Source organism: Burkholderia sp. BCC1047 (assembly GCF_902833155.1).
Lineage (GTDB): Bacteria > Pseudomonadota > Gammaproteobacteria > Burkholderiales > Burkholderiaceae > Burkholderia > Burkholderia sola.
In genome coordinates this window covers 67,851-90,055 of the sequence record NZ_CADFEH010000002.1, presented here as the reverse complement: position 1 = coordinate 90,055, position 22,205 = coordinate 67,851, and the positions used below count along the sequence as shown (strand labels likewise).

Annotated in this window: 20 protein-coding genes; 10 read left to right on the top strand and 10 right to left on the bottom strand. The window is 64.5% G+C overall.

Going from position 1 to position 22,205, the window contains the following annotated elements; all coding sequences use genetic code 11:
• Positions 1-14: 14 nt before the first annotated feature.
• From HWX55_RS02345 to HWX55_RS02335, 3 genes are read right to left on the bottom strand one after another with little or no spacing between them, the layout of a single operon-like run.
• On the bottom strand, positions 15-956 hold the full coding sequence (locus tag HWX55_RS02345; RefSeq protein WP_050013468.1) for a diguanylate cyclase: 942 nt from the start codon (positions 954-956) through the stop codon (positions 15-17).
• Complete coding sequence (locus HWX55_RS02340) at positions 953-1,579, bottom strand: chemotaxis protein CheC (RefSeq protein ID WP_175973653.1); 627 nt, start codon at positions 1,577-1,579, stop codon at positions 953-955. The genes HWX55_RS02345 and HWX55_RS02340 overlap by 4 nt, the downstream gene beginning before the upstream one ends.
• The gene (locus HWX55_RS02335; protein ID WP_050013470.1) at positions 1,572-1,940 is read right to left on the bottom strand and encodes a response regulator; all 369 of its coding nucleotides are present in this window, start codon (positions 1,938-1,940) and stop codon (positions 1,572-1,574) included. The genes HWX55_RS02340 and HWX55_RS02335 overlap by 8 nt, the downstream gene beginning before the upstream one ends.
• Before the next feature lie 491 nt (positions 1,941-2,431).
• Between HWX55_RS02335 and HWX55_RS02330 the strand changes: the two genes are divergently transcribed.
• On the top strand, positions 2,432-4,681 hold the full coding sequence (locus HWX55_RS02330) for a hybrid sensor histidine kinase/response regulator (protein ID WP_175973651.1): 2,250 nt from the start codon (positions 2,432-2,434) through the stop codon (positions 4,679-4,681).
• Between the two features lie 68 nt (positions 4,682-4,749).
• On the opposite strand, the gene HWX55_RS02325 is transcribed toward HWX55_RS02330, so the two are convergent.
• Positions 4,750-5,304, bottom strand: a complete 555-nt coding sequence (locus HWX55_RS02325) for an NAD(P)H-dependent oxidoreductase (protein ID WP_175973649.1) — start codon at positions 5,302-5,304, stop codon at positions 4,750-4,752.
• A 370-nt stretch (positions 5,305-5,674) separates the two neighbouring features.
• Here HWX55_RS02325 and HWX55_RS02320 point away from each other — a divergent pair, with 370 nt between their 5' ends.
• Positions 5,675-6,274, top strand: coding sequence for an RNA polymerase factor sigma-70 (locus tag HWX55_RS02320; protein WP_175973647.1), 600 nt, complete (start codon positions 5,675-5,677; stop codon positions 6,272-6,274).
• Positions 6,252-6,467, top strand: a complete 216-nt coding sequence (locus HWX55_RS02315; RefSeq protein WP_175973645.1) for a zf-HC2 domain-containing protein — start codon at positions 6,252-6,254, stop codon at positions 6,465-6,467. The genes HWX55_RS02320 and HWX55_RS02315 overlap by 23 nt, the downstream gene beginning before the upstream one ends.
• 140 nt (positions 6,468-6,607) lie before the next feature.
• Here the strand turns inward: HWX55_RS02315 and arsC are convergent, their stop codons facing one another.
• The gene (arsC, locus tag HWX55_RS02310) at positions 6,608-6,964 is read right to left on the bottom strand and encodes an arsenate reductase (glutaredoxin) (RefSeq protein ID WP_175974137.1); all 357 of its coding nucleotides are present in this window, start codon (positions 6,962-6,964) and stop codon (positions 6,608-6,610) included.
• 965 nt (positions 6,965-7,929) lie between these two features.
• Between arsC and parA the strand changes: the two genes are divergently transcribed.
• Both parA and HWX55_RS02300 read left to right on the top strand, forming a co-directional pair.
• A complete protein-coding gene (gene parA, locus HWX55_RS02305; protein ID WP_006480195.1) occupies positions 7,930-8,592 on the top strand; it encodes a ParA family partition ATPase in 663 nt (220 codons plus the stop codon).
• A 23-nt stretch (positions 8,593-8,615) separates the two neighbouring features.
• Positions 8,616-9,677 (top strand): ParB/RepB/Spo0J family partition protein, encoded by a 1,062-nt coding sequence (locus HWX55_RS02300; RefSeq protein ID WP_050013476.1) that lies wholly within the window; start codon positions 8,616-8,618, stop codon positions 9,675-9,677.
• Positions 9,678-9,769: 92 nt separating this feature from the next.
• On the opposite strand, the gene HWX55_RS02295 is transcribed toward HWX55_RS02300, so the two are convergent.
• Positions 9,770-11,137 carry a replication initiation protein gene (locus HWX55_RS02295; protein ID WP_006480193.1) on the bottom strand — a complete coding sequence of 456 codons (1,368 nt, stop codon included), beginning with the start codon at positions 11,135-11,137 and terminating at the stop codon, positions 9,770-9,772.
• Between the two features lie 1,822 nt (positions 11,138-12,959).
• Here HWX55_RS02295 and HWX55_RS02290 point away from each other — a divergent pair.
• Complete coding sequence (locus HWX55_RS02290; protein ID WP_175973643.1) at positions 12,960-14,141, top strand: DNA-binding protein; 1,182 nt, start codon at positions 12,960-12,962, stop codon at positions 14,139-14,141.
• Between the two features lie 135 nt (positions 14,142-14,276).
• On the opposite strand, the gene HWX55_RS02285 is transcribed toward HWX55_RS02290, so the two are convergent.
• The 3 genes from HWX55_RS02285 to HWX55_RS02275 all read right to left on the bottom strand — a co-directional run bounded on the left by HWX55_RS02285 (position 14,277) and on the right by HWX55_RS02275 (position 16,530).
• Positions 14,277-15,296 (bottom strand): tyrosine-type recombinase/integrase, encoded by a 1,020-nt coding sequence (locus HWX55_RS02285; RefSeq protein ID WP_175974135.1) that lies wholly within the window; start codon positions 15,294-15,296, stop codon positions 14,277-14,279.
• A 103-nt stretch (positions 15,297-15,399) separates the two neighbouring features.
• Positions 15,400-15,777: a DUF2471 family protein gene (locus HWX55_RS02280; protein ID WP_050013480.1), complete on the bottom strand. Its 378-nt coding sequence runs from the start codon at positions 15,775-15,777 to the stop codon at positions 15,400-15,402.
• A 141-nt stretch (positions 15,778-15,918) separates the two neighbouring features.
• Entirely contained in the window at positions 15,919-16,530 is a 612-nt protein-coding gene (locus HWX55_RS02275) for an XRE family transcriptional regulator (RefSeq protein ID WP_175973641.1), read from the bottom strand.
• A gap of 158 nt (positions 16,531-16,688) precedes the next feature.
• Here HWX55_RS02275 and HWX55_RS02270 point away from each other — a divergent pair, with 158 nt between their 5' ends.
• The 4 genes from HWX55_RS02270 (at position 16,689) to HWX55_RS02255 (ending at position 20,631) form a co-directional block, all read left to right on the top strand.
• The gene (locus HWX55_RS02270) at positions 16,689-17,888 is read left to right on the top strand and encodes a glycine C-acetyltransferase (protein ID WP_175973639.1); all 1,200 of its coding nucleotides are present in this window, start codon (positions 16,689-16,691) and stop codon (positions 17,886-17,888) included.
• 13 nt (positions 17,889-17,901) lie between these two features.
• Positions 17,902-18,930 (top strand): L-threonine 3-dehydrogenase, encoded by a 1,029-nt coding sequence (gene tdh / locus HWX55_RS02265; RefSeq protein WP_006480187.1) that lies wholly within the window; start codon positions 17,902-17,904, stop codon positions 18,928-18,930.
• 551 nt (positions 18,931-19,481) lie between these two features.
• On the top strand, positions 19,482-20,087 hold the full coding sequence (locus HWX55_RS02260) for a TetR/AcrR family transcriptional regulator (RefSeq protein ID WP_175973637.1): 606 nt from the start codon (positions 19,482-19,484) through the stop codon (positions 20,085-20,087).
• Positions 20,088-20,151: 64 nt separating this feature from the next.
• Entirely contained in the window at positions 20,152-20,631 is a 480-nt protein-coding gene (locus tag HWX55_RS02255) for a nuclear transport factor 2 family protein (RefSeq protein WP_050013484.1), read from the top strand.
• A gap of 475 nt (positions 20,632-21,106) precedes the next feature.
• Here the strand turns inward: HWX55_RS02255 and HWX55_RS02250 are convergent, their stop codons facing one another.
• A complete protein-coding gene (locus tag HWX55_RS02250) occupies positions 21,107-22,192 on the bottom strand; it encodes a tartrate dehydrogenase (RefSeq protein WP_175973635.1) in 1,086 nt (361 codons plus the stop codon).
• Positions 22,193-22,205 lie beyond the last annotated feature (13 nt).

The following is a 22,205-nucleotide window of genomic DNA, read 5'->3' as shown; positions in this document are numbered from 1 at the left end:
CGGAGCGGGCGCGGTCAGTCGGCGTACGCGACCGACCGATCGCGCCCGAGCCGCTTCGCCCGATAGAGCGCGGCGTCGGCCTCGTTGACGAGTACGTCGCAGGTCGGCGCGCCGGCTTTCGCGCACGCGCCGCCGACGCTCGCCGTGACCGGCACGCTGACGCCCTCGGCGTCGACCGGCACGCTGCCGATCGCGTCGCGCACCTTGTCGGCCACCCGCATCGCCTCGTCGAGCGTCGTGCACGGCAGCAACAGCGCGAATTCCTCGCCGCCGAACCGGCCGAACGTATCCTGCGCGCGCACGATCGACGCGACGCGGCGCGCCGTCTCGCGCAACACCGCGTCGCCCACCGCATGCCCGAAGCGGTCGTTGATCGTCTTGAAGTGGTCGAGGTCGAACAGCAGCACCGACAGGTCGCCGCCGTAGCGCTGCCAGCGCGCGAATTCGTCGCCGAGCCGCGCCTCGAAGAAGCGCCGGTTCGCGATGCCGGTCAGCCCGTCGAGATTCGCGTGCTCGCGCAGCTTCGCGACCGCTTCCTCGCGCTCTCGCTGCATCACGCTCACATGCGTGACGTCCGAGATCGTCACGCATACGGCCTCGACGTCGCGGCCGCGCGTGAGCGGCATGAACGTGCAGTCCTGCTGCATGTAGTCGACGCCGCCCGTGATCGGCCGGTCGTGCTCGAAGCGGAACAGGTAGGGCCGCTGCTCCCACGAGCTGAACGCGAAGCTGCCGAGCTGGAACACGCTCTCGAGCTTGCGCGACAGCCACGCGCGCGGCAGGTCCGGAAAGCGGTCGAACAGGTTGCGGCCGATCACGTCGGCGGCCGGGATCCCGCTGTGGTCCTGCATGAAGCGATTCCACATCAGGACGGTCATCGAACGGTCGAGCACGAACAGGCCGAAGCCGACGCGCTCGATCACGAGGTCGCTCAGCGACGGGGCGGCGGCCGTCATAGCGCGGACAGCAACGCGTCGAGCGCGTCGCCCATCAGCCGCATCGAATCCTCGGCCATCAACATCACGAAATGCGCGCGGAACATGTGGTTCTCGAGCCCGAAGTTGACCTCGAGCAGCAGCGCGACGCTCCATCCCAGTTCGTTCGGCTGGAACACGTCGTCGAACGACACGTTCGCGCCGAGCAGCCCCGGCGGAAAGAACACGGGCTTGCGGCCGAGTTCGTCGAGGATCGACGCGACGCAGGCGCCCATCAGCACGTTCGCGACGTCGAACACGAGTTCGTCCGGCGTCGCCATGCCGCCGTACACGCCGTCGCCGAACGTGCGGTCGACGACCGACATGAGCCGCGCGACGCCCGCCGTGCGGCACAGCACGATCGCCTCGCCCTTGATGTCGGAACGAAAACCCTGGCGCACGGCGGTCACGTTGTCGTGGATGCCCGTCATCTCGCGCAGCGCGTCGCTCGCATCGGCCGCTTTCACGACGCGCACGCGCGGCACCGACAGCTCGATGAAGTGCCCGAGCAGCAACGCAAGCCGCGCGGCGGCGCGGCCCATTGCAAGGTTGGCGATTTCCTGCAACGCGTCGCGTTGCTCCGCCGTGAACACCGATTCAGGCATACAACCCATACTCCTTGAGAATGGGCAGCAATGCCTCCGACGTCACGGGCTTGGCAACGAATGCGATCGCGCCCAATTCGCGCACGCGTGCTTGCGCCTGCGGCTGAATATCGGCGGATACCACGATCACGAACGTGTTCAGATCTTCGTGGCGCAGTGTTTCCAGGACCTGATATCCGCTCATGTCGGGCATCGTCAGATCCAGAAACATCACGGAAGCTTTGCCGTCACGATAGAGCGCCAAGGCCTCGCGACCATTCGCTGCATACGCGATGTCGACGTCCCAATCTCCCGGCAGCGCCTTTGTCAGCAGTTTGCGAGCGAGCAGCGAATCGTCGGCAATTACAATCGGCAAAGGCATGGGGCGATGCGGTATACGGAATGGTCTCTCTCGCGTTAACGACCGCGCGGCGCATTTCTTTAGGACCATGCGTTTCGGCGCGGGCAACCGCCTTGCGGCCGCGCACGGGCGCCGCGACGCAGGTGCGCGCGACGCACCGCGCGGCAATCGCGGCGGGCGCATGTATCTGTCATAGGGAAAGCAAGGCGCGATTCTCGGAGTAAACCGGAGGCGATGCAACTCGCCATTTTCGCCATTTCGAACAGAATTGGTCCGATCGCGCATCATTCCGAAAATAGCCGCGACCATTTTCGAGATAAGTACGCAAAATTTTTCCTTGTGTACGTTTGCGCTGCCGGATTCGTCGCGTTTTCAATCCGACGGTTTACCGCTGTCATATACGGCAGGATCGCGCCTGTACGAACGGCAGGATCGCCACGTACGGCGCCGCGCGGCGGGCCGTCGCAACTCGTTTATGATGACAGACACCGCTGCCTCACCCGCTTTCCTCGATGACGTCCGAACGGCCTGCCGACTCCCACACCCCCGCCCCCCCTCCCGCCGACGACTGGCAGGACGACGGCAGCTACGCGGCCGGCGCACCCGAGCACGATTTCGCGGTGCGCCGCGTGACGCTGATCGTGCTGCTCGTCGCGGCGATCGTGCTGCCGTGCATCTACGTGGTGGTGATGGCGTACAGCGACCTGAAGGCGCGCGAGGCCGCCGCGAGCGACGTGACGATGCGCACGGTGCGCGTGGCCGAGGAGCATGCGCTCAAGGTGTTCGACCTGAGCGAAACGCTCGATGCGCGCATCGTCGACCTCGTGCAGGACATGGACGACGCGACCGTGCGCGGCAGGGAATCCGACATCCACGAGGCGCTGAACACGATCGGCGGCGGCTATCCGCAAGTGGCCGCGGTGTCGATCTTCGGCGCGAGCGGGATGCTGCTCGCCAACAGCCTCTACTATCCGGCGCCGTATGCGTCGATCGCGAACCGCGACGACTTCGCCGGCATCCGCGACGGCAAGGTCATCGAACACATCTCGAAACTGATGATGGGGCCGCTCAAGCTCGAGAACATTCCGGTGTTCAACACCGGCGTCGCGCGGCGCCATAGCGACGGGTCGTTCGCCGGCATGGTGTCGATCGCGCTGAAATCGTCGTATTTCAACGCGTTCTACCGCGACCTGCTCGGCGGCGCGAACACGCCGATGACGATGGCGCTCGCGCGCTCGGACGGCGCGGTGATCGCGTCGTATCCGCCGCCGCCGTCGCTGGCGCACACCGATCGCTCGGTCACGTTCGGCAACGCGCACAACGAGCCGCGCGCGGGCGTCGTGCGGGTGCGTCACGACGACGCGAGCAGCGAGATCGTCGCGTATCGCCAGGTCGGCAGCTATCCCGTCTACGTGAGCTGCGCGTACCGCACGTCGGCAATCTGGCATGAATGGTACGAACACCTGAGCGTGCTGTTCATCTCGATGTTCGCGCCGTCGGTCGCGCTGTGGTCCGTGATCTGGCTGTCGCTCAAGCGCTTGAAGGCGGAAGAGGAGGCATGGGACCGCTGGCAGGCCGAAGCGTCGATGCGGCGCTCGATCGAATCGGCGTACCGGCAGTCGCGCAAGATGCAGGCGCTCGGCAATCTCGTCGGCAGCGTCGCGCACGACTTCAACAACCTGCTGATGATCATCTCGAGCAACGTGCAGATCGCGCGGCGGCGCGGTGTCGAGCATCTCGACAAGGAGCTCGGCGCGATCGAACGCGCGCTGAAGAACGGGCAGTCGCTCACGCGCCAGCTGCTCGGCGTCGCGCGCAAGCAGCCGCTGCACAACGAGACGATCGACATCGGGCAATGGGTCGGCACGTGCCGTGAGCTGCTGAAGACGTCGCTCGGGTCGAAGTCGTCGCTGGTCGTCGCGATCGAGCCCGGCGTCTGGCCGATCCGCGTCGACGTCGCGGAGCTCGAGCTCGCGGTGATCAATCTCGCGGTCAACGCGCGCGACGCGATGGCGACCGGCGGACGCTTCACGGTCGGCGCGCGCAACGTCACGCTGCGCCGCGAGGACGGCTTCCCGCTGACCGGCGATTTCGTGCAGATCTCGCTCGACGACACGGGTTCGGGCATGGCGCCCGACGTGCTCGCGCGCGCGTTCGAACCGCTGTTCACGACGAAGGCGCAGGGGATGGGGACGGGGCTCGGCCTGCCGCAGGTCTTCGCGTTCTGCGAACGCTCGGGCGGCCTCGCGACGATCGACAGCGCGGTCGGCGCGGGGACGTCGGTGCGTCTGTACCTGCCGCGCGCGCGCGCCGAGGATGTCGTCGCGCGGCCGGCGGCCGTCGCGCACGATGCGGGCAACGGCGCGCTCGCCGGCCTGCACGTGCTGCTCGTCGAGGACAACGGCGAAGTCGCGGCCGGCACGGAAGCGCTGCTGTCGCTGCTCGGTCATCGCGTGACCTATGCGCCCTCCGCCGACGACGCATTGCGCCTGATCGAAGGCGCCGCCGCGAACGACGCGTTCGACCTCGTGATTTCGGACATCCATATGCCGGGCCGCCTGAACGGCATCGATCTGGCCGAAGCGATCGACAAGCGGCCGGGGAAGCTGCCCGTGATTCTCGTCACCGGTTATGCGGAGGAGCTCGACCGCACGCGCACGGTCAATGTCCGCGTGCTGTCGAAGCCGTTCGATATCGCGCTGCTCGACGAGATCCTGCTGGGCATCCGCGAAGCGCGCGACGCACGACACGCCGGCGCGTGACCCGCGGTGCGCGGGGCGGCGCCGGCGCGGCGGCGTGAACGAACGCGGCGATCAGGCCGCCGACGACGTCACGCCGATTTCAGCAGGCGCACCCAGCCCGCGTAGCGATCGACGAAGCCCTGCAGGAACTTGCGGGTGTCCTCGCTGACGATCTGCCCCTGGTCGTCGATGCGCGCCGGGTCGTGCTTGATGAACATCTCGGGCTGAGCGAGCGTCTTCACGTCGAGGTAAGCCAGCACGTTACGCAGGTGCTGCTGCGCGAGCGCGGTGCCCACCGCGCCCGGCGACGTGCCGAGCACCGCGCCCGGCTTGCCCGACCACGAATTCGAACCCCACGGGCGCGAGCCCCAGTCGAGCGCATTCTTCAGCACGCCCGGAATCGACCGGTTGTACTCGGGCGTGACGAACAGCAGCGCGTCGGCGGCTTCGATCGACTGCTTGAAGCGCTTCGCGACTTCCGGGAAATCCGCGTCGTAGTCCTGGCTGTACAGCGGCAGCTCGCCGATCTCGACGAACTCGAACGAAAAATCGGCGGGGGCGAGCGAGATCACGGCGTGCGCGAGCGCGCGATTCGTCGACGCGCGACGCAGGCTGCCGACGACGACCGCAATACGATAGGACATGGCATTCTCCTTCCGGTGAGTGAGGAATCGGATCGATTACTTCCGAATGAGCGACAAAGGTCTGTTTATAGGCAAGCCAGCCCGCGAGCCGTCCCACGGGGCCGTCCGGCCGACTTTCCACAAGGTTTTCCACAGAAATTGTGGATAACTCGAGCGTTATGTTCTGACGTTACAGATTGCCCGCCGCACGGCGGGGTCGACGTGCGAGACGGGGTTCGGCAAGCATAGCGCAGCGCGACAGCCGGTTCCGTGAATTCGTGACGGAACATTGCGTTGCAGGCGCGGACCGCGCCCAGTAAGCTGCTCGCACCGCGACGCGCCCGCTCCCGTGACGCACGCGCGATCGCTTCGACACACTGCCCACCCACCCATGCCGTTCGCACACGACGATCCCACCTATCTCGCGCAACTGCGGCGCGACCTGCTGCGCTTCGCGCGGCTCCAGCTCCGCGACGCCGACGCGGCCGAAGACGCCGTGCAGGAAGCGCTGGCCGCCGCGTGGTCGCATGCCGGCGAGTTCGCGGGGCTGTCGGCCCACAAGACCTGGGTGTTCGGGATCCTGCGCAACAAGCTGATCGACGTGCTGCGCGCGCGCCAGCGGATGGTGAGCCTGAGCGCGCTCGATGCGGAGCTCGACGGCGAATCCGTGCTCGATCGCGAACTGTTCAAGGACAACGGGCACTGGGCCCCGCATGCGAAACCGCGACCGTGGCCGAAGCCCGAAACGCTGTTGCAGCAACAGCAGTTCTGGACGCTGTTCCAGGTCTGCCTCGACCATCTGCCGGAGCAGATCGGACGCGTGTTCATGATGCGCGAATTCCTCGATGTCGAGATTGTGGATATCTGCAGCGAATTGACGCTGACGACGAATCATTGCAGCGTGCTGCTGTACCGGGCGCGCACGCGCCTGCGAACCTGCCTGAGCGAAAAAGGACTGACGACCGAAGATGCTGCCGGGGAAATGTACTGACGTGACACGACTGCTGTCGGATGCGCTCGACCGGCATCTGACGCTGCACGAGCGCCTGCAGGTGCGCGTGCATCTGCCGACCTGCAGCGGATGCCGCGCGTATCGCGGACAGATCGCGCTGTTGCGGACGGCCGCGAAAGCGGCGGCGGGGCGGGAGCCGGAGGATGATGACGGATCGTCCGGTGGCGGCTAGGCGGCGCGGCGTGTCGACGTGTCGTTCCGCCGGCCGCTCGCGCGTGCGGTCTGGCGGTCGCGTCGGCCTGGATTGCCGTTGCGTGTGCCGGGCCGGACTCGGTCGCGTTGATGCAATAAGAAAAATACGCCGGGGAAGAATTATTCGAACAGCGCCTTCACCGACTCGGGCGGGCGACCGATGGCCGCCTTGCCGTGATACACGACGATAGGGCGTTGCAACAGGATCGGATGAGCGGCGATCGCCGCGTAGGCTTCGGCGTCGCTCAGATCCGCGCGGGCCAGATTCAACGTCTTGTACGGCTCCTCGCCGTCGCGCAGCATGTCGCGAACCGGGCGGCCAAGCTGCCGATGCAGCGTTTCCAGTTCCTCGACCGTCGGCGGCGTCTTCAGGTACTCGACGACGTTCAACGGCGCGCCGGCGGTATTCAGCGACTCGACCAACGCGAGCGTCTCGCGGGACTTCGAGCATCGGGGGTTGTGGTAGATCGTGATCATCATTCAAGCCTGGATGGGGAGCCCTGTATTGTAGCCAGTCTGCATTGACGGGCTCGGTGGGGTGGTTCAAGCACGATCGGGATGGTTTTCCTCTCGACAGGTTGCTGAGGTGGTTCGGTTTGGCGATGTGCTGTGCGTCGGGTGTCTGGGAGACGCTTCGAAGATGCGGTTACGTTTATGCGCATAAAGGCCGGGCAACGGCCTCGCGGGACCGGCAACTGTGATCAGCCTGACCAATGCCCAGTGAGGGCTGTCCCGGGTGGCGAAAGGGCGCGTGATTGCGGGACACGTCGGCCGCGTTTATGCGCATAAAGCCTGCGATTGTGGGCGCGGTGCAAGACGCCCTCTGGCGGATGTATGCCAACACGAGATGGCACCAGACAATGGCTGTATCGATAATCCATCGCCCCGGCACGACATCATTGCGTTCCTGACGCGGGCGAGGCGCCTGCCTTCAGCCCTTCACCGCGGGCCATCGTTGCGTCTGGTTTATGCGCATAAACGCCGCGGGCCGAGACGGCGTTGCCTCGATGCACATCGGTTCTGCGATGCAATCGAAGACGCACGTCCAGCCTCACAGACCACTCATCCTGCTCGCGAATGCGCGGCGGGTTCCCCAACGAAGTTGATCGCCGCGAGCTCCGCGGAGTTTATGCGCACAAACTCCGCGGCTCGCAGGCAACGCGGCCCATCCAGCGAAAGGGCAGCGTACCGAGGCAGCTCTGCGACGAACAGCCCCAACGATGTAGCTTGTGAAGAGGCAGCCATCGAGCCTCGCATCGACCGCTCTGCATCAATCTCGCCATTTCCCCCATCCCGCTAAAAACGCGCCACCAATCCCCGCCACCTCGTTTATGCGCATAAACCGATAGTCCGAATGGCCAACGCGTAGTTGTCGAACGACAATTTCATTGAAATTCAAATATCGTCCTGTAGAATTCGAACGACCAAAACAGGAGTGAAAATTGGCCGCGGAAATCATTGCAGTCACTCAACAAAAAGGTGGCGTCGGCAAAAGCACGATTGCCATGCATCTCGGCGCCGCGTTCCATGAAAAAGGGAAGCGCGTCCTCGTCATCGACGCAGACCGTCAAAACACGCTGGTTCACTGGTCGAGCGCATCCGGCGACAGCGACAACGGCATCCCGTTTCCGGTCGTCAACCTGGCCGAAGCCGACGGCCAGATCCATCGCGAGATCAAGAAGTTCATCAACGACTACGACATCATCGTCGTGGACTGCCCGCCATCGATCACCGAGAAAGTCTCCGGCGTCGTCCTGCTGGCCGCATCGATTGCCGTGATTCCGACATCGTCGTCGCCGGCCGATTACTGGTCGAGCGTCGGGCTGGTCAAACTGATTCAGCAGGCGCAGGTGATGAACGAAGACCTCCGCGCGGTGTTCCTGCTGAACAAGACCGAAGAGAAGCGCATGCTGACCCGCGAGCTCAAGCGTGCGCTCGAGGAACTCGGCTTCCCGCTGCTGAAGACGCAGATTCCGACTCGGGAAGCGTACAAGCAGGCAATGGCGCTCGGTCAGACCGTGCTGCAGATGAACGATCGCGGCGGCAAGCTGGCCGCCGCCGAAATTCGCGCATGCGCCGACGAAATCGTCGCCATGCTGCCCTGACTTTATGCGCATAAAGGAGTCACATGAAACCTTCCCAATTTGCCAAAGGATTCCAAGCGCGCCCGGATATCACGACGAGCGAGAAGCGCACGGCGCTTGATCGGCTCAATGCGATCGACGGCATCGTCAAGTCCGACACGCCGACCCCGGCATCGACCAAATCCGCGAAAAAGGACATCGCCCCTCCGCCTGCTCCGGAATTCACGATCGATCCGTCGATCGACGAATCGCAGCAATATCGCGCGTGGCGCCTCGAGAATCGCTATGCGCCGGGGCAGGTGATCGAGTTGCCGCTGAAGGCGATCAAGCATAGCCCGTTCAACCCGCGGCACTTCTATCTGAAATCGTCGATTGCCGAACTTGCGGTCAACCTCGCGAAGCAGGGTCAGCAGCAGGCGATCCACGTGATTCCGGATTACGACAATCCGGGCACGTATTTCGTCAGTGATGGCGGCCGCCGCGTGCGGGCGCTGAAGGAAGCGAACAAGGAGTCGGTCAAGGCGATCGTGATCGACGTGCCGATCGGCATCCAGAGCTACAAGCTCGGCTACGACCTCAACGTTCAGCGCGATTCGCAGACGGTGTTCGACAACGCCGTCGTGTGGCGCCGCTTCCTCGACGACAAGCATTTCCAGAGCCAGAAAGAACTCTCCGAGCATCTCGGACTCGACGAGTCGACGGTGGCCGTCGCGCTGTCGATCGGCAAGCTGCCGGAAGCGATCATGCAGGAAATGGTCGCGCGCCCCGATCGCTTCGGATCGAACATGGCGTATCAGGTCGGCCGCTATCACAATGCGCGCGGCACCGAGGCAACGCTGCGGCTGATCAACAAGATCGTGTCGGACGATCTCAGCACGCGTCAGGTGTCGGATATCGTCAAGGGCCGCGTCGCGGCGCAGGAAACGCCAAAGGCGGCCGGCCGTCAACGCTATGCGCAGCGTCTCGAGATCAAGCTCGGCGGCAAGTCAGTCGGCGACCTGAAGTCGTATGGCGAAGACCGCATCGAGCTGCGCCTGCGCGGCCTCCCGAAGGACAAGCGCGACGCGATCCTCGAGCAGCTCGAGCGGATGCTGTTGTCGGAGTGAGGGCAGCGGCCGGCAGGGCCTGGTGAGGACGCCGGCCCCGCCCGACCAGGGCTGGGGACCGGCGGCGGCCCGTCAGCGGGCCTGAGCGGGCGTCAAGCGGCCCGCGACTGGTTCAGCGTGAACGACAGCAGGTCGCCGTCCGTCGGCTCGCCCCAGGTCTTCTGGGCCAGCCAGTCGAAAAAGGCCGTCTCGGCCAGTTTGGAATCGAGGCCGCGCTTGCGCCAGTCGTCGCGCAGATGCGAGCCCATCGTCGGCAATGCCTCCGACTCGAACGACTCGCGCGCGACTTCGCGCTCCGCGTCGCCCTGCTCTTCGTACAGCACCTTCGCTTCCTTGCGGCGGAACGCCGCGAACTCGCTCAGCAGGCGCGCCTTCAGATCGTCCGGCTGCGCAGCCGCGACCTTCGCGGACGGCGTGCCGGCCGGCAGTGCGTCGACCGACTCGACCGGCGGCGCATAACCCTTCTTCAGCGCATCCTTGAACAGCGCCGGCGCGCTGCGCACCGGCGGCAGCGTCGTGCTGCGCATCCGCTGCTCGGTCATCTGCAGCGCGGCGCGAATCCGGTTTTCCTCGCTGTCCGCATAGAGCGTCTGCGCTTCCTTCAGCGGGATCCCGAGCTTCACCATCCGGTCGACCAGCGTGCTGTCGAACACGTTCGGGTGTTCGTCGAGCGCGAGCATCGGCTGCTTGCGCTCGGTCACGCGGAACTGGATCTCGGCCACCCGACGCCCTTCGCGGTGCTCGATCAGCTCGACGAAGATGTTGGTGACCGCGTTGACTTCCGCGATCGCGGGGCGCAGGTAGTCGCGCTTGAAGTACTTGTACTCGCGCTTCGCTTCGTCGCCGGCTTCCGTGTCGGGCGTGCCCGACAGGATCGGCCGCCACCATTCCCACGGCTCGCGCATCGTCAGGTGACTCGGGTTCGTCAGGTAGCGCACGCAGATCTCGTACAGCGCGAGACCGGCGCTGCTGCGCAGCTGGCTCTGGAACTGCAGGCTCAGGCGCGCATACTGGACCGGGTCGAGCAGCTTCTTCTTGATCTTCGGCGCGAACGAGAATTCGACCCACACGCGGCGGGTGGTCGGATCCTCGAGAATTTCCGCATCGGCGATCAGCGTGGAGATCCCCCACTTGCGGCCGGGCTTCTGGCTTGATGTGCCCGTGCTCCATTCGACCTGCACCGACACCATGCGGCGCAGGTGTTCCTTCACCAACGCGGTGTCGTTCGAATCGAAAGCGGAGTTGGCGACGATGTCCGACAGCAGCGCGCGATACGTGTCGCCCGAGTCGTCGGCCTGCTGCGCGACGGCCAGCAGGACATTGAACAGCTTGCGAGTGAGGAGCGTGATCTTGCCGCTCTTCGGCTGAATGGCGATCGCCTCGACGGCCTTTCGCAATTCGGCTGAACTGGCACTCACCACATCCACATCGGTTTTCTTGGCGCGCTTCGTCGTGGCCATACGTCGGGTCGGAGGAGAAGTTTCCCGGAAGGATAGCGCCTGCGGTGATGTGCGTCCAGAACGACATGCTCACCATAGCCGGTGAAGCACGCCGGCAAAACGGCACTCACCCGAACCGCTCCCGAAAACGCTCACCGGTGCGCCCGGACGGCGTTCCGGACTCGTCCAGACGTGCCGCGGCATGCGCCGATTCACAGAATTTCACCTGTGCAGGACACGTGCGAAATTGGCTCCCGTATCGGCTCACCTGTCGATTTGTCGTAATTTTGCGACTGCGCAACCGTGAGTTCGACACAGGGTCGCGATTGCACCTCACCGTTCGTCCCGGACCGCCGCCCATCGGCCTGTATGCATGTACAGGCGTGGTCCGCCGGAACATCGGTTCGGCTTCGACACGTGGAAAACCGCCATCGAAACCGGTACGCGCAGCCCGATCGGCGGCTGCTTCGCCAGCCCGGGCGCGCATTGTACAGTGCGCGAATCGTGTCCGGTCCCGAAAATACTCACCTGTGGCACAGCATCTCGATTCGTCCGGATGCCGACGAAGGTCCAACACACGCGGGACTCGCTACCAATGACTCCCGCAAACGCTCACCTTACAGAAGAAATGCGGCACCGCAGCGGGTCCGAAAAAGACTCCCGAAAAACCTCACCGTAACCGGCGCGGTATCAAAAATCTCAATCCCTTCCGATACTTATGCACAGAAGGCATTTGGCTGTGCATCGCCAGGATCCCCCGAAAAGCCTCACCTTTCGACGGGAATCCTTCATACGACAACCGGATGTCTGCCCCTGAAAAGTCTCACCTGTGCCAAAAAGTGGCACAGCAAAAACGAGATTTCCGCCAGTCCTGGCGGGCTTTTCGGCGAATTAGGCCGGTCACCGGTCCCGAAAAGCCTCACCTTTGACCATTTTTTCAGCAAATACGGCTCCCGGAAAGCCTCACCTATGAGCGAGATCGCAGCCTGTGATCGATGCCCCGAAAAAGCTCACCTTTAGGGGATCGGAGCAGGAAAACCCGGATTTCGCTCCCGAAAAACCTCACCTTTGGGGCATCACGGGCGCCGAAAAGCACTTTTGCTGTGCAAAATGGCGTTCGCTTCCCGGAAATCCTCACAGCAAATTCCCGTGGAGTCCCGTGAAACCTCACCTTTCGCCAAATCTGCCCAAAAGATGGGCAGAATCAGGGCGCGAAGCACGTCCTGCAAGTTCTCACCTATGTCTGCACAGGCAGAAAACTGTGCAGCCAGGCATGGCGCGGGTTCTGTGGCTGTGCGGCCCCGAAAACCCTCACCTGTGGGAAAACGCGAGTTTTACTGTGATCCCGAATCCGCTCACGACCCTTCCTGCAACGGCTCACGCAGCTCCCTGAACCCCATCACGTCAGCTCCCGCAGAAGATCACCTTGGCTCCCGTAAAACTTCACCTTGTCGGCCGGAAAGCCTTGCGCCATAAGGCTGTGCCGTGGCGTTAACGTTTTTAACTAAGGGTTCAAGGGTGTTTACTTCTAATACTCTCAAGCCATCCGCCGGGGAGTTTTCCACAGACACCCCAACCCCTGAACACCCACAGGCAACCCGATCCATCATCATGTGAAACAAATGCCCAAATTCGGAGTTCACGGGAAATCGCTTGCAGTACAAGGACTTGGCTGACTTTCTTCGCTTTGTTTCACGGAATTCCAGGTTACCGTCAGCAGGATGGACTCGCCGAGCCGATTTCTGTGCAAAACGATGTAAATTCACAACGGACCCTCGAAACAAGTATCGATAAATACGTATTTCGTTATGATTGCAACATTTCATTGTCTGTGAGCATGGCCATGACCCTGGACGAAATGCGTCAAGTCATTCGGGAAGAACTGGAATCGCTGCGCGCAAGCGGTGCACGGCGTCAGGAATTGTCGCTGCATGCATGCAAGCGCTTGTTCTTCGATCTCGGCATCCGGCCGTCGGCCGCCAACGTCCGCGATCTCACCCAGACCGGCAGCGCCAGCGACATCCCGAAAGACATCGATCATTTCTGGGAGCGCATCCGTTCCGCTTCCAAGATCCGGCTCGACGGCGCGGCGATCCCGAAAGCCGTCGAGGAAAAAGCCGGCGCGTTGCTCGGTGCACTCTATGAAGAGGCATTGAAAGCCGCACGCGACAGCCTCGATGGAGACCGCGAGCAGGTCCGCGCCGACATGGCCGACGCGGAACAGCGGTTGCGCGACGCAACTATCCGTCAGGAAACGCTCGAAGGCGCGCTCGCGCGCGGGGAAGCGAGAAACGAGCAATTACAGGCGCGGGTGACCGAACTCGAGGTTCAGCTCGCGTCCCAGACCACCCACGGTTCGGCAAGCGAAGCCACGTTGCTCACCACAGTCGCTCGACTGGAAAAGGAATTGGCTGCGGCTGCCGGCCGGATCGATGCCGAACAAGCGCAGAACGCCGCGCTACGCGACCGCATCGATGCGCTGCAGGCCGAATTGCAGCAGCGCACCGAGCATTACGCGCAGCAAATCAAGGATGCGGTGGCCGAAGCCGAACGCCGCGTCAAGCCGATGCTGGTCGAACTGGATTCGTTGCGCAGCATGGCGTCGACGTACCAGAGCGGGTTGCGCGACGTCCAGCGCAAGGAATTCGATTTCCTGCAGCAGTTGAGTTCGGCCAAGGCGCGCGCCGACCGGCTCGAAGAACAATTGCGTACCCAGAGCGACGAACTGGAGCGCGCCACGCGCGACGTGAATTCATTGCGCGCGAACCGCGGAATGAATCCGGAAATCGCCGCGCTGATCCGGCGCCTGGCCGAGGCGGGACGACTCGATGCCAACGCGTATGCCGCGATCGGCACCTCGCTGGATCACGAGATTCCGGCGCCGACCCGGTGCCCGCATTGCGACGGCGAACCGGAACTGTCACATGGCAACGAGGGGTTTGAAGTCGCGTGCCCGGAGTGCGAGCACGCGTCCGGCGCGTGGCCGTCCCGCTTCGAAGCCGTCGCGCGTTTTGCGCAGACCTGACGTGGAAGCCGGCAGCGCCTCACAGGTGAGAAGATCCGGGAAGCTTGAGGTGAGGTTTTTCGGGAGCTGTGAAACGGTGAGGCTGCGCCACGCAAGGCTGCTCACGGATCGTTTCCGTGAGCAGCCGTTTCCCGATCAGTGAGTTTCGTCGCGGTCGGACGCGTCACCGTTGCTGTCGACCAGCCCGTCACGCCAGTTTTTCCAGGCGCGATGCAGGCGATTCGACGAGATCGGCCGCATGAAGCCCAGCCATTTGCCGACGCGCTCCGGCGGCACGTCGTGCTCGAACAGTTCGGCCGCGTAGCTATTGCGCAGGGTTTGCGGGCTGGCGCGCGCCGTGCGTGACGACGTGAGCCCGGCCGATTCGACGATCGCGTCGATCGCGCGCAGCATCGTCGCCTTGTGCATCGGCCGCCCGGCATGCGATGCGGGGAAGACGAGTTCTCCCGGAATCTCCTGGCGTTTGCGTTCGGTGAGCCACGCTTCGAGCAACGCGATCGCAAACGAGGCCAGATGGGTGTCGCGCGAGTAATCCGGATGCGCCGACTCGATTCGCAGCGACGTGCCGCTCGTGTTGATGCAACTAATCGTGAGTGCGCGCGCTTCGCCGGTTTTGATGCCGGCGCCAAGAAACGCGGCGACGAGCGCACGGTCGCGGCGTTCCTTCCAGTACGCGGAACCCGAGACGCCGATCGGCGAAAACAGATACGCGAGCAACGTCGCCCGTTCCGCCGGCGTGAGGAAACCGGTCGGTTCGTTGTCGCGTGCCTTGCGCCAGTTCGCTTCGCCATCCTGAGCAATGAAGCGGGCCGGATTGGTCGATGCGTACTCGGTGCGACGGACATGATCGAGCACCCGCTCGATCAGCCGGAGATAGCGCATTCGCTGGGTTTTCTTGATCGGCAGTTCGCCGACGAAATTCGCAATGGTCGGCGTATCGACCGTCGCCAGGTTCTTTTGATGGGCGCGCATCCATGTGAGAAACGCACCCCATTGCGCGCGATAGACGTCGGCCGACGAGCGGCGATAGTCCTGCATCGCCAGCCACGCGTCGAACGCGGCTTCAGGCGAGGCGACCCAGTCGGACGCATCGCGGTCGAACAGATCCTTTTCTTCCGGCGAGGCGGCGGTGTCGGGAGAGGCGGGAAGGGACATGGCATTAATTCCGTTAGTTGCGTATATGGTAGCCCTTTTCCGCAACGTATCGGGCAGCAAGCGAGTGAACCGGCCGCCATGCGCGACGGCCGGGGCCGGGCCGTCAGTCGCCCCACGCCTTGGACTGGCGGTGCGGGCGCGCGGGACGCGCGGTGTCGTGCGCGTTTGCCGCGGCTTCGTATGCGAGCACGGCAAACGAAAAGACCGCCGGCAGCGCATTCGAGCGCCCGAAGTCGATCGGATCGTCCGTTTCGGGAAACGTCATGTCCGACGGCCGTTCGAACAGTTGACGCATGCCCGCGTCGTGTCGGCTGGCAAAGCCGAGATCGGCGAGCGCTTCGGCTTCGATCGCATGCAGCAGGCGCCACGTCAGCGGCACGCGCTGACGGATGTAGCGCGCGGCGATATGGCGAACGATCAATTCGAGGTCATGCGCGGCAGCCTTGAAGCTGAGCGCGGCCAAATCTTGTTCTTCTGTCATTGCAGGCTCCTGTCGACCGGGACGGGCGCCTCGGTGCGCCGGCTCCGGCCCATGCATGGCGGAATGTCCGTATACTGTACAAACATACAGTATTTTCCGCAACTGGCCTGCGACTGACCTTTTGGCCGACTATCTGCGCCGTCAGCGGTGTATCACGATAAGCAATGCCCGCGCTTCGGCCTTGCCGGGATTGCGGATCGCATGCGGCTCGTCGGCCGGGTAGCGTGCGGTGTCGCCCGCCTTCAGTCGGCGGCTGGCCGCGGCGGCCTCGATTTCCATCGTGCCCTGCAGCACGGTGAGGTGCTCGCGCGTGCCCGGTTCGTGCGCGTTCGATACCAGTGCGCCGCCGCCCGGCAGCGTCAGCTCGTACCACTCGAACTTGCCGGCGAGGTCGATCGGGCCCCATACGCGCAACTGGTACCGGCCGTCGTGGCCGGCGAGCGTCGGAATGTCGTGCGGGCCGTCCACGCGGATCGTCTCGGGCGCCTTCGGCTGCGAGAACAGTTCGTCGAGCGTGATGCCGAGCGCGTTCGTCAGCCGCCATGCGACGGCGATCGTCGGGTTAGCCTTGTCGCGTTCGATCTCGGAGAGCATCGATTTCGATACGCCGGCTGCGCGCGACAGGTCGTCGAGCGTCAGCTTGCGCTCGTTGCGCAGCCGCTGGATCTGCTCGCCGACGCGCGGCGGGGTCACGGCCGGTGGCTGCGGGGCGGCGTCGGCGGGCGTGCGCCGCGATCCGGAGGAACTTGCCATTTGGATTCCGTTCGCTTAGAGTTGTTCGATATTTCGAATTCTAGTTCGGAATATCGGATAAATGCGGTCAACCGAACGACCGACTATAACAGTAGCAGGCCGTTGCGCCGCCACGAGCCGTGCGCCGCGGAATGCGAAACCCTGTCAGGAGCTTTGCGATGCGTGATGCCTTTCTCGCCCAGGTGCGCGGGACGCTCGACCAGATCCGCGCGGACGGTTTTTACAAGACCGAGCGCGAGATCGCGAGTCCCCAGGCGGCAGCCGTGCGGCTCGCCGGCGGCGCCGGCGTGCTCAATTTCTGCGCGAACAACTATCTGGGTCTGGCGAACGATCCGCGCCTGATCGACGCGGCCAAGGCCGGCCTCGACCAGGACGGCTTCGGCATGGCATCGGTGCGCTTCATCTGCGGCACGCAAACCGTCCACAAGCGACTGGAAAGCGCGCTGGCCGCGTTTCTCGGCACCGAGGACAGCATCCTCTATTCGAGCTGCTTCGACGCGAACGGCGGGCTGTTCGAGACGCTGCTCGACGAGAACGACGCGGTGATCAGCGACGAGTTGAACCACGCGAGCATCATCGACGGCATTCGCCTGTGCAAGGCGAAGCGCTTTCGCTACAAGAACAACGATCTGTCCGACCTCGAGGCGAAACTGAAGGAAGCCGACGCCGCGGGCGCGCGCCACAAGCTGATCGCGACCGACGGCGTGTTCTCGATGGACGGCATCATCGCCGATCTGAAAGGCATCTGCGATCTCGCCGATCGCTACGGCGCGCTCGTGATGGTCGACGATTCGCATGCGGTCGGCTTCATCGGCACGCACGGTCGCGGCACGCCCGAGCACTGCGGCGTCGAAGGCCGCGTGGACATCATCACCGGCACGCTCGGCAAGGCGCTCGGCGGCGCGTCGGGCGGCTATGTCGCCGCGCGTCGCGAGGTGATCGAGCTGCTGCGCCAGCGCTCGCGTCCGTATCTGTTCTCGAACACGCTCACGCCGAGCATCGCCGCGGCATCGCTGAAGGTGCTCGAACTGCTCGGCAGCGACGAAGGCGCGAAGTTGCGCGAGCGCGTGCGCGAGAACGGCGCGCGGTTCCGCAAGCAGATGACCGAAGCCGGCTTCACGCTCGTGCCCGGCGCGCATCCGATCATCCCGGTGATGCTCGGCGACGCGCAGCTCGCGACGAACATGGCCGACAAGCTGCTCGGCGAAGGCGTCTACGTGATCGGCTTCTCGTTCCCCGTGGTGCCGCGCGGCCGGGCGCGCATCCGCACGCAGATGAGCGCCGCGCATACGCCCGAACAGATCGACCAGACGGTCGCCGCGTTCGTGCGCGTCGGCAAGTCGCTCGGCATCATCTGACGGAGGCGCGACCATGAAAGCACTGGCAAAGCTCGAACGCGGCCCCGGCCTCACGCTCACGCGCGTGAAGCGCCCCGAAGTCGGCCACAACGACGTGCTGATCAAGATCCGCCGCACGGCGATCTGCGGCACCGACATCCATATCTGGAAGTGGGACGACTGGGCGCAGAAGACGATTCCGGTGCCGATGCACGTCGGCCACGAATACGTCGGCGAGATCGTCGAGATGGGGCAGGAAGTGCGCGGCTTCGCGATCGGCGATCGCGTGTCCGGCGAAGGTCATATCACGTGCGGTTTCTGCCGCAACTGTCGCGCCGGGCGCCGGCATCTGTGCCGCAACACGGTGGGCGTCGGCGTGAACCGCGAAGGCGCGTTCGCCGAATACCTGGCGATTCCGGCGTTCAACGCGTTCAAGATTCCGCCGGAGATCTCCGACGATCTCGCGTCGATCTTCGATCCGTTCGGCAACGCGACGCACACGGCGCTGTCGTTCAACCTCGTCGGCGAAGACGTGCTGATCACCGGCGCGGGCCCGATCGGCATCATGGCCGTCGCGATCGCGAAGCACGTCGGCGCGCGCAACGTCGTCATTACCGACATCAACGACTATCGGCTGGAACTCGCGCGCAAGATGGGCGCGACGCGTGCGGTCAACGTCGCACGCGAGTCGCTGCGCGACGTGATGGCCGACCTGCACATGACCGAAGGCTTCGACGTCGGTCTCGAGATGTCCGGCGTGCCGAGCGCGTTCACGAGCCTGCTCGAGGCGATGAACCACGGCGGCAAGGTGGCGCTGCTCGGCATCCCGCCCGCGCAGACGGCGATCGACTGGAACCAGGTGATCTTCAAGGGGCTCGAGATCAAGGGCATCTACGGCCGCGAGATGTTCGAGACCTGGTACAAGATGGTCGCGATGCTGCAGAGCGGCCTCGACCTGTCGCCGATCATCACGCATCGCTTCGCGGCCGACGATTACGAGCAAGGCTTCGCCGCGATGCTGTCCGGCGAAAGCGGCAAGGTGATTCTCGACTGGACCGTCTGAGTCGGGGGCCGACAGAGACGGGGCGGCGCGGCACGTTTGCCCGCCGCCCCGTTTTCGTTTGCACACGCACGCGCCGTCGTGCATCGAAACGCGTGATTCAACGCTTGAGGTGAGATTTTTCGGGAGCTGTGTTCGCGCGCCGAATCGTCGCACGATCCCGCGTAGGTGACGTGCAATGGCAGGTTCGCTTCACCTGTCGGAAGCCGCTTCGCTTCTCGCCGTCATGCCATTCCGTGCCCGTTTTTCCTCTTCCATGCACTCCCCGCTTCGTTTGGCGCGCGAGCGTTCGCCCGCAACCTTAGGCGGGATCGTACCGACCCGGAACATCAACCGTGAGCCGCATGCAGCGCGGCGACTCACTGAGACGAAGCGCGATCGGCCTCGACCGGTGCGCGGCCACCACTTGATTTGTTCACCCTCGAATCCGCGCGGATCGCGCTGAAGGCTCAACCCGACGAGCCGGCGCTTCGCGCAAGATTCAGCCCTCCCATCGGCAGGGCTTTTTTCATCCGGGTATTGACGACGGAGAACGATCGTTCTACCGTAAACCCATGAACACACCTCTCGACTCCTCCGGCGAACCGGGCGTTCGCGACCGGCTGCTCGACGCGGCCGAAGCGCTGATCTATTCGGGCGGCATCCATGCGACCGGCGTCGATGCGATCGTCAAGCGATCCGGCGCGGCGCGAAAGAGCTTTTATTCGCATTTCGAATCGAAAGAGGCGCTGGTCGTCGCCGCGCTCGAACGTCGCGACGCGCGCTGGATGCGCTGGTTCGTCGACGCGACGCTGGCGCGCGGCCACGCGCCGCGCGCGCAACTGCTCGGCATGTTCGACGTGCTGCGCGACTGGTTCGGGCAGCCCGACTTTCACGGCTGCGCGTTCCTGAATGCGTCGGGCGAGATACCCGACGCCGACGATCCGGTGCGCGTCGTCGCCCGCATGCACAAGGCGCGTCTGCTGGCATTCGTGCGCGAGCGCTTCGACGCCTACGCCGACGAAACCGGCGTCGCGCGCCGCGGGCTCGCGCGCCTCGCGCGTCAGTGGCTCGTGTTGATCGACGGCGCGATCGGCGTGGCGCTCGTCAGTGGCGATGCAAGCGCCGCGCGCGATGCGCGCGCGACGGCTGAACTGCTGCTCGATACCGTATCGCGGTAGCCGACGCAGCGAATCCGAACCCGCTGCGTGCGTTCGCAGCCAGAACCCTGAACAGGAGCAATCCATGTCCGCTTCCCCCGAAGTTCGTCCGCCCGTTCCGCCTTTCACGCTCGAAACGGCGCGCCAGAAAGTGCGCGCCGCCGAGGACGGGTGGAACACGCGCGACCCGCAACGCGTGTCGCTCGCCTATACGCCGCAAAGCCGCTGGCGCAACCGTGCGGAATTCGTGACGGGCCGCGACGAGATCGTCGCGCTGCTGCAGCGAAAGTGGGCGCGCGAACTCGACTACCGGCTGATCAAGGAGCTGTGGGCGTTCGACGGCAATCGCATCGCGGTGCGCTTTGCATACGAGTGGCATGACGATGCCGGCAACTGGTTCCGTTCGTACGGCAACGAGAACTGGGAGTTCGACGAAAACGGCCTGATGGCGCATCGTCACGCGAGCATCAACGATCTGCCGATTCGCGAGGCGGACCGTCTTTATCACTGGCCGCTCGGCCGTCGTCCGGACGATCATCCGGGACTGTCCGACCTCGGGCTGTGATGCTCGCGCCCGTTCGAAGGAGCGGCGAACGCATCACCGGAGGTTCAATGGTGAGGAAATTCGGGAGCCTTCCGCTGAAGGTGAGATTTTTCGGGACGAGGTGAAATGTCGCGTCGAACTGTGTGCGTTGAACAGGTCGACGCGACATCGCACGGGTAAAGCGGTGCATACGTCGACGTGCAGCGGTGTGCGTCACCGTGCGATGCATTTCACCGATCGTGTCGAAGCGATCGTGCATTGACGATCGGTGTGCGCGAGCGACACGTGCAACTCACCGATCGGATCATCTTTCGGCTTGCGATGAAAAACCCCGCAAGCAGTGCGCGTGGCGAAGTGTCGTTGCTCACCAGTCGACTTCACGCCGACGCATCGGCGGCGTTCACATACGTGCGCAACCGCATCGTGTGCCGCTCACCGCAGACCGATTCACGAAGCGGCCGCGCCCGGCGCGCGCGCCGGGCACGACCCTCGACCCTCAGCCCGCGATCCGCGCGGCGATCGCCTCGCCCACTTCCTGCGTGCCCGCGTTGCCGCCGAGATCGCGCGTCCGCGGCCCCGTGCGCAGCACGTCCTCGATCGCGGCGACGATCGCATCGTGCGCGTCGCGTTCGCGGCCCGTGCCGTTGCCGAGGAAATCGAGCATCATCGCCGCCGACCAGATCATCGCGACCGGATTCGCGATGTATTGCCCCGCGATGTCGGGCGCCGAACCGTGCACCGGTTCGAACAGCGACGGGAACGTGCGATCGGGGTTCAGGTTCGCCGACGGCGCGATGCCGATCGTGCCCGTGCAGGCCGGCCCGAGATCCGACAGGATGTCGCCGAACAGGTTCGACGCGACGACGACGTCGAAGCGGTCCGGCTGCAGCACGAAGCGCGCGCACAGGATGTCGATGTGCTGCTTGTCGACCGCGATCTCCGGATAGCGTTCGGCCATCTCGGCCGCGCGCGCATCCCACCACGGCATGCTGATCGCGATGCCGTTGCTTTTGGTCGCGACGGTGACGCGCTTCGCGCGCCGCTGCGCGAGCTCGAACGCGAATTTCAGCACGCGCTCGGTGCCGTGCCGCGTGAAGATCGACTGCTGCATCACGACTTCGCGCTCGGTGCCTTCGAACATCGTGCCGCCGACCGACGAATATTCACCCTCGGTGTTCTCGCGCACGATCATGAAATCGATGTCGCCCGGGCGGCGGCCGGCGAGCGGCGACGGCACGCCGTCGAACAGGCGCGCGGGCCGCAGGTTGATGTACTGGTCGAATTCGCGGCGGAATTTCAGCAGCGAGCCCCACAGCGAAATGTGATCGGGCACCGTCGCTGGCCAGCCGACCGCGCCGAACAGGATCGCGTCCATGCCCGACAGCTGCGCTTTCCAGTCGTCCGGCATCATCGTGCCGTGCTGCGCGTAGTAGTCGCAGCTCGCCCAGTCGATCTCGACGAAGTCGAAGCGGATGCCGAAGCGCGCGGTCACGGCGGCGAGCGCGCGCAGGCCCTCGGGCATCACTTCGCGGCCGATGCCGTCGCCGGGGATCACGGCAATCCTGTAAGTCCTGTCGGTCATGCAAATCTCCTTG

Coding starts and splice junctions, on each gene's coding strand:
- HWX55_RS02285 (WP_175974135.1), bottom strand. CDS start 15,296: ATGTCCCTTCCCGCCTCTCCCGACACCGCCGCCTCGCCGGAAGAAAAG.
- HWX55_RS02300 (WP_050013476.1), top strand. CDS start 8,616: ATGAAACCTTCCCAATTTGCCAAAGGATTCCAAGCGCGCCCGGATATC.
- HWX55_RS02320 (WP_175973647.1), top strand. CDS start 5,675: ATGCCGTTCGCACACGACGATCCCACCTATCTCGCGCAACTGCGGCGC.
- HWX55_RS02330 (WP_175973651.1), top strand. CDS start 2,432: ATGACGTCCGAACGGCCTGCCGACTCCCACACCCCCGCCCCCCCTCCC.
- arsC (WP_175974137.1), bottom strand. CDS start 6,964: ATGATCACGATCTACCACAACCCCCGATGCTCGAAGTCCCGCGAGACG.
- HWX55_RS02335 (WP_050013470.1), bottom strand. CDS start 1,940: ATGCCTTTGCCGATTGTAATTGCCGACGATTCGCTGCTCGCTCGCAAA.
- HWX55_RS02260 (WP_175973637.1), top strand. CDS start 19,482: ATGAACACACCTCTCGACTCCTCCGGCGAACCGGGCGTTCGCGACCGG.
- HWX55_RS02250 (WP_175973635.1), bottom strand. CDS start 22,192: ATGACCGACAGGACTTACAGGATTGCCGTGATCCCCGGCGACGGCATC.
- HWX55_RS02280 (WP_050013480.1), bottom strand. CDS start 15,777: ATGACAGAAGAACAAGATTTGGCCGCGCTCAGCTTCAAGGCTGCCGCG.
- HWX55_RS02290 (WP_175973643.1), top strand. CDS start 12,960: ATGACCCTGGACGAAATGCGTCAAGTCATTCGGGAAGAACTGGAATCG.
- tdh (WP_006480187.1), top strand. CDS start 17,902: ATGAAAGCACTGGCAAAGCTCGAACGCGGCCCCGGCCTCACGCTCACG.
- HWX55_RS02345 (WP_050013468.1), bottom strand. CDS start 956: ATGACGGCCGCCGCCCCGTCGCTGAGCGACCTCGTGATCGAGCGCGTC.
- HWX55_RS02275 (WP_175973641.1), bottom strand. CDS start 16,530: ATGGCAAGTTCCTCCGGATCGCGGCGCACGCCCGCCGACGCCGCCCCG.
- HWX55_RS02270 (WP_175973639.1), top strand. CDS start 16,689: ATGCGTGATGCCTTTCTCGCCCAGGTGCGCGGGACGCTCGACCAGATC.
- HWX55_RS02255 (WP_050013484.1), top strand. CDS start 20,152: ATGTCCGCTTCCCCCGAAGTTCGTCCGCCCGTTCCGCCTTTCACGCTC.
- HWX55_RS02340 (WP_175973653.1), bottom strand. CDS start 1,579: ATGCCTGAATCGGTGTTCACGGCGGAGCAACGCGACGCGTTGCAGGAA.
- HWX55_RS02315 (WP_175973645.1), top strand. CDS start 6,252: ATGCTGCCGGGGAAATGTACTGACGTGACACGACTGCTGTCGGATGCG.
- HWX55_RS02295 (WP_006480193.1), bottom strand. CDS start 11,137: ATGGCCACGACGAAGCGCGCCAAGAAAACCGATGTGGATGTGGTGAGT.
- HWX55_RS02325 (WP_175973649.1), bottom strand. CDS start 5,304: ATGTCCTATCGTATTGCGGTCGTCGTCGGCAGCCTGCGTCGCGCGTCG.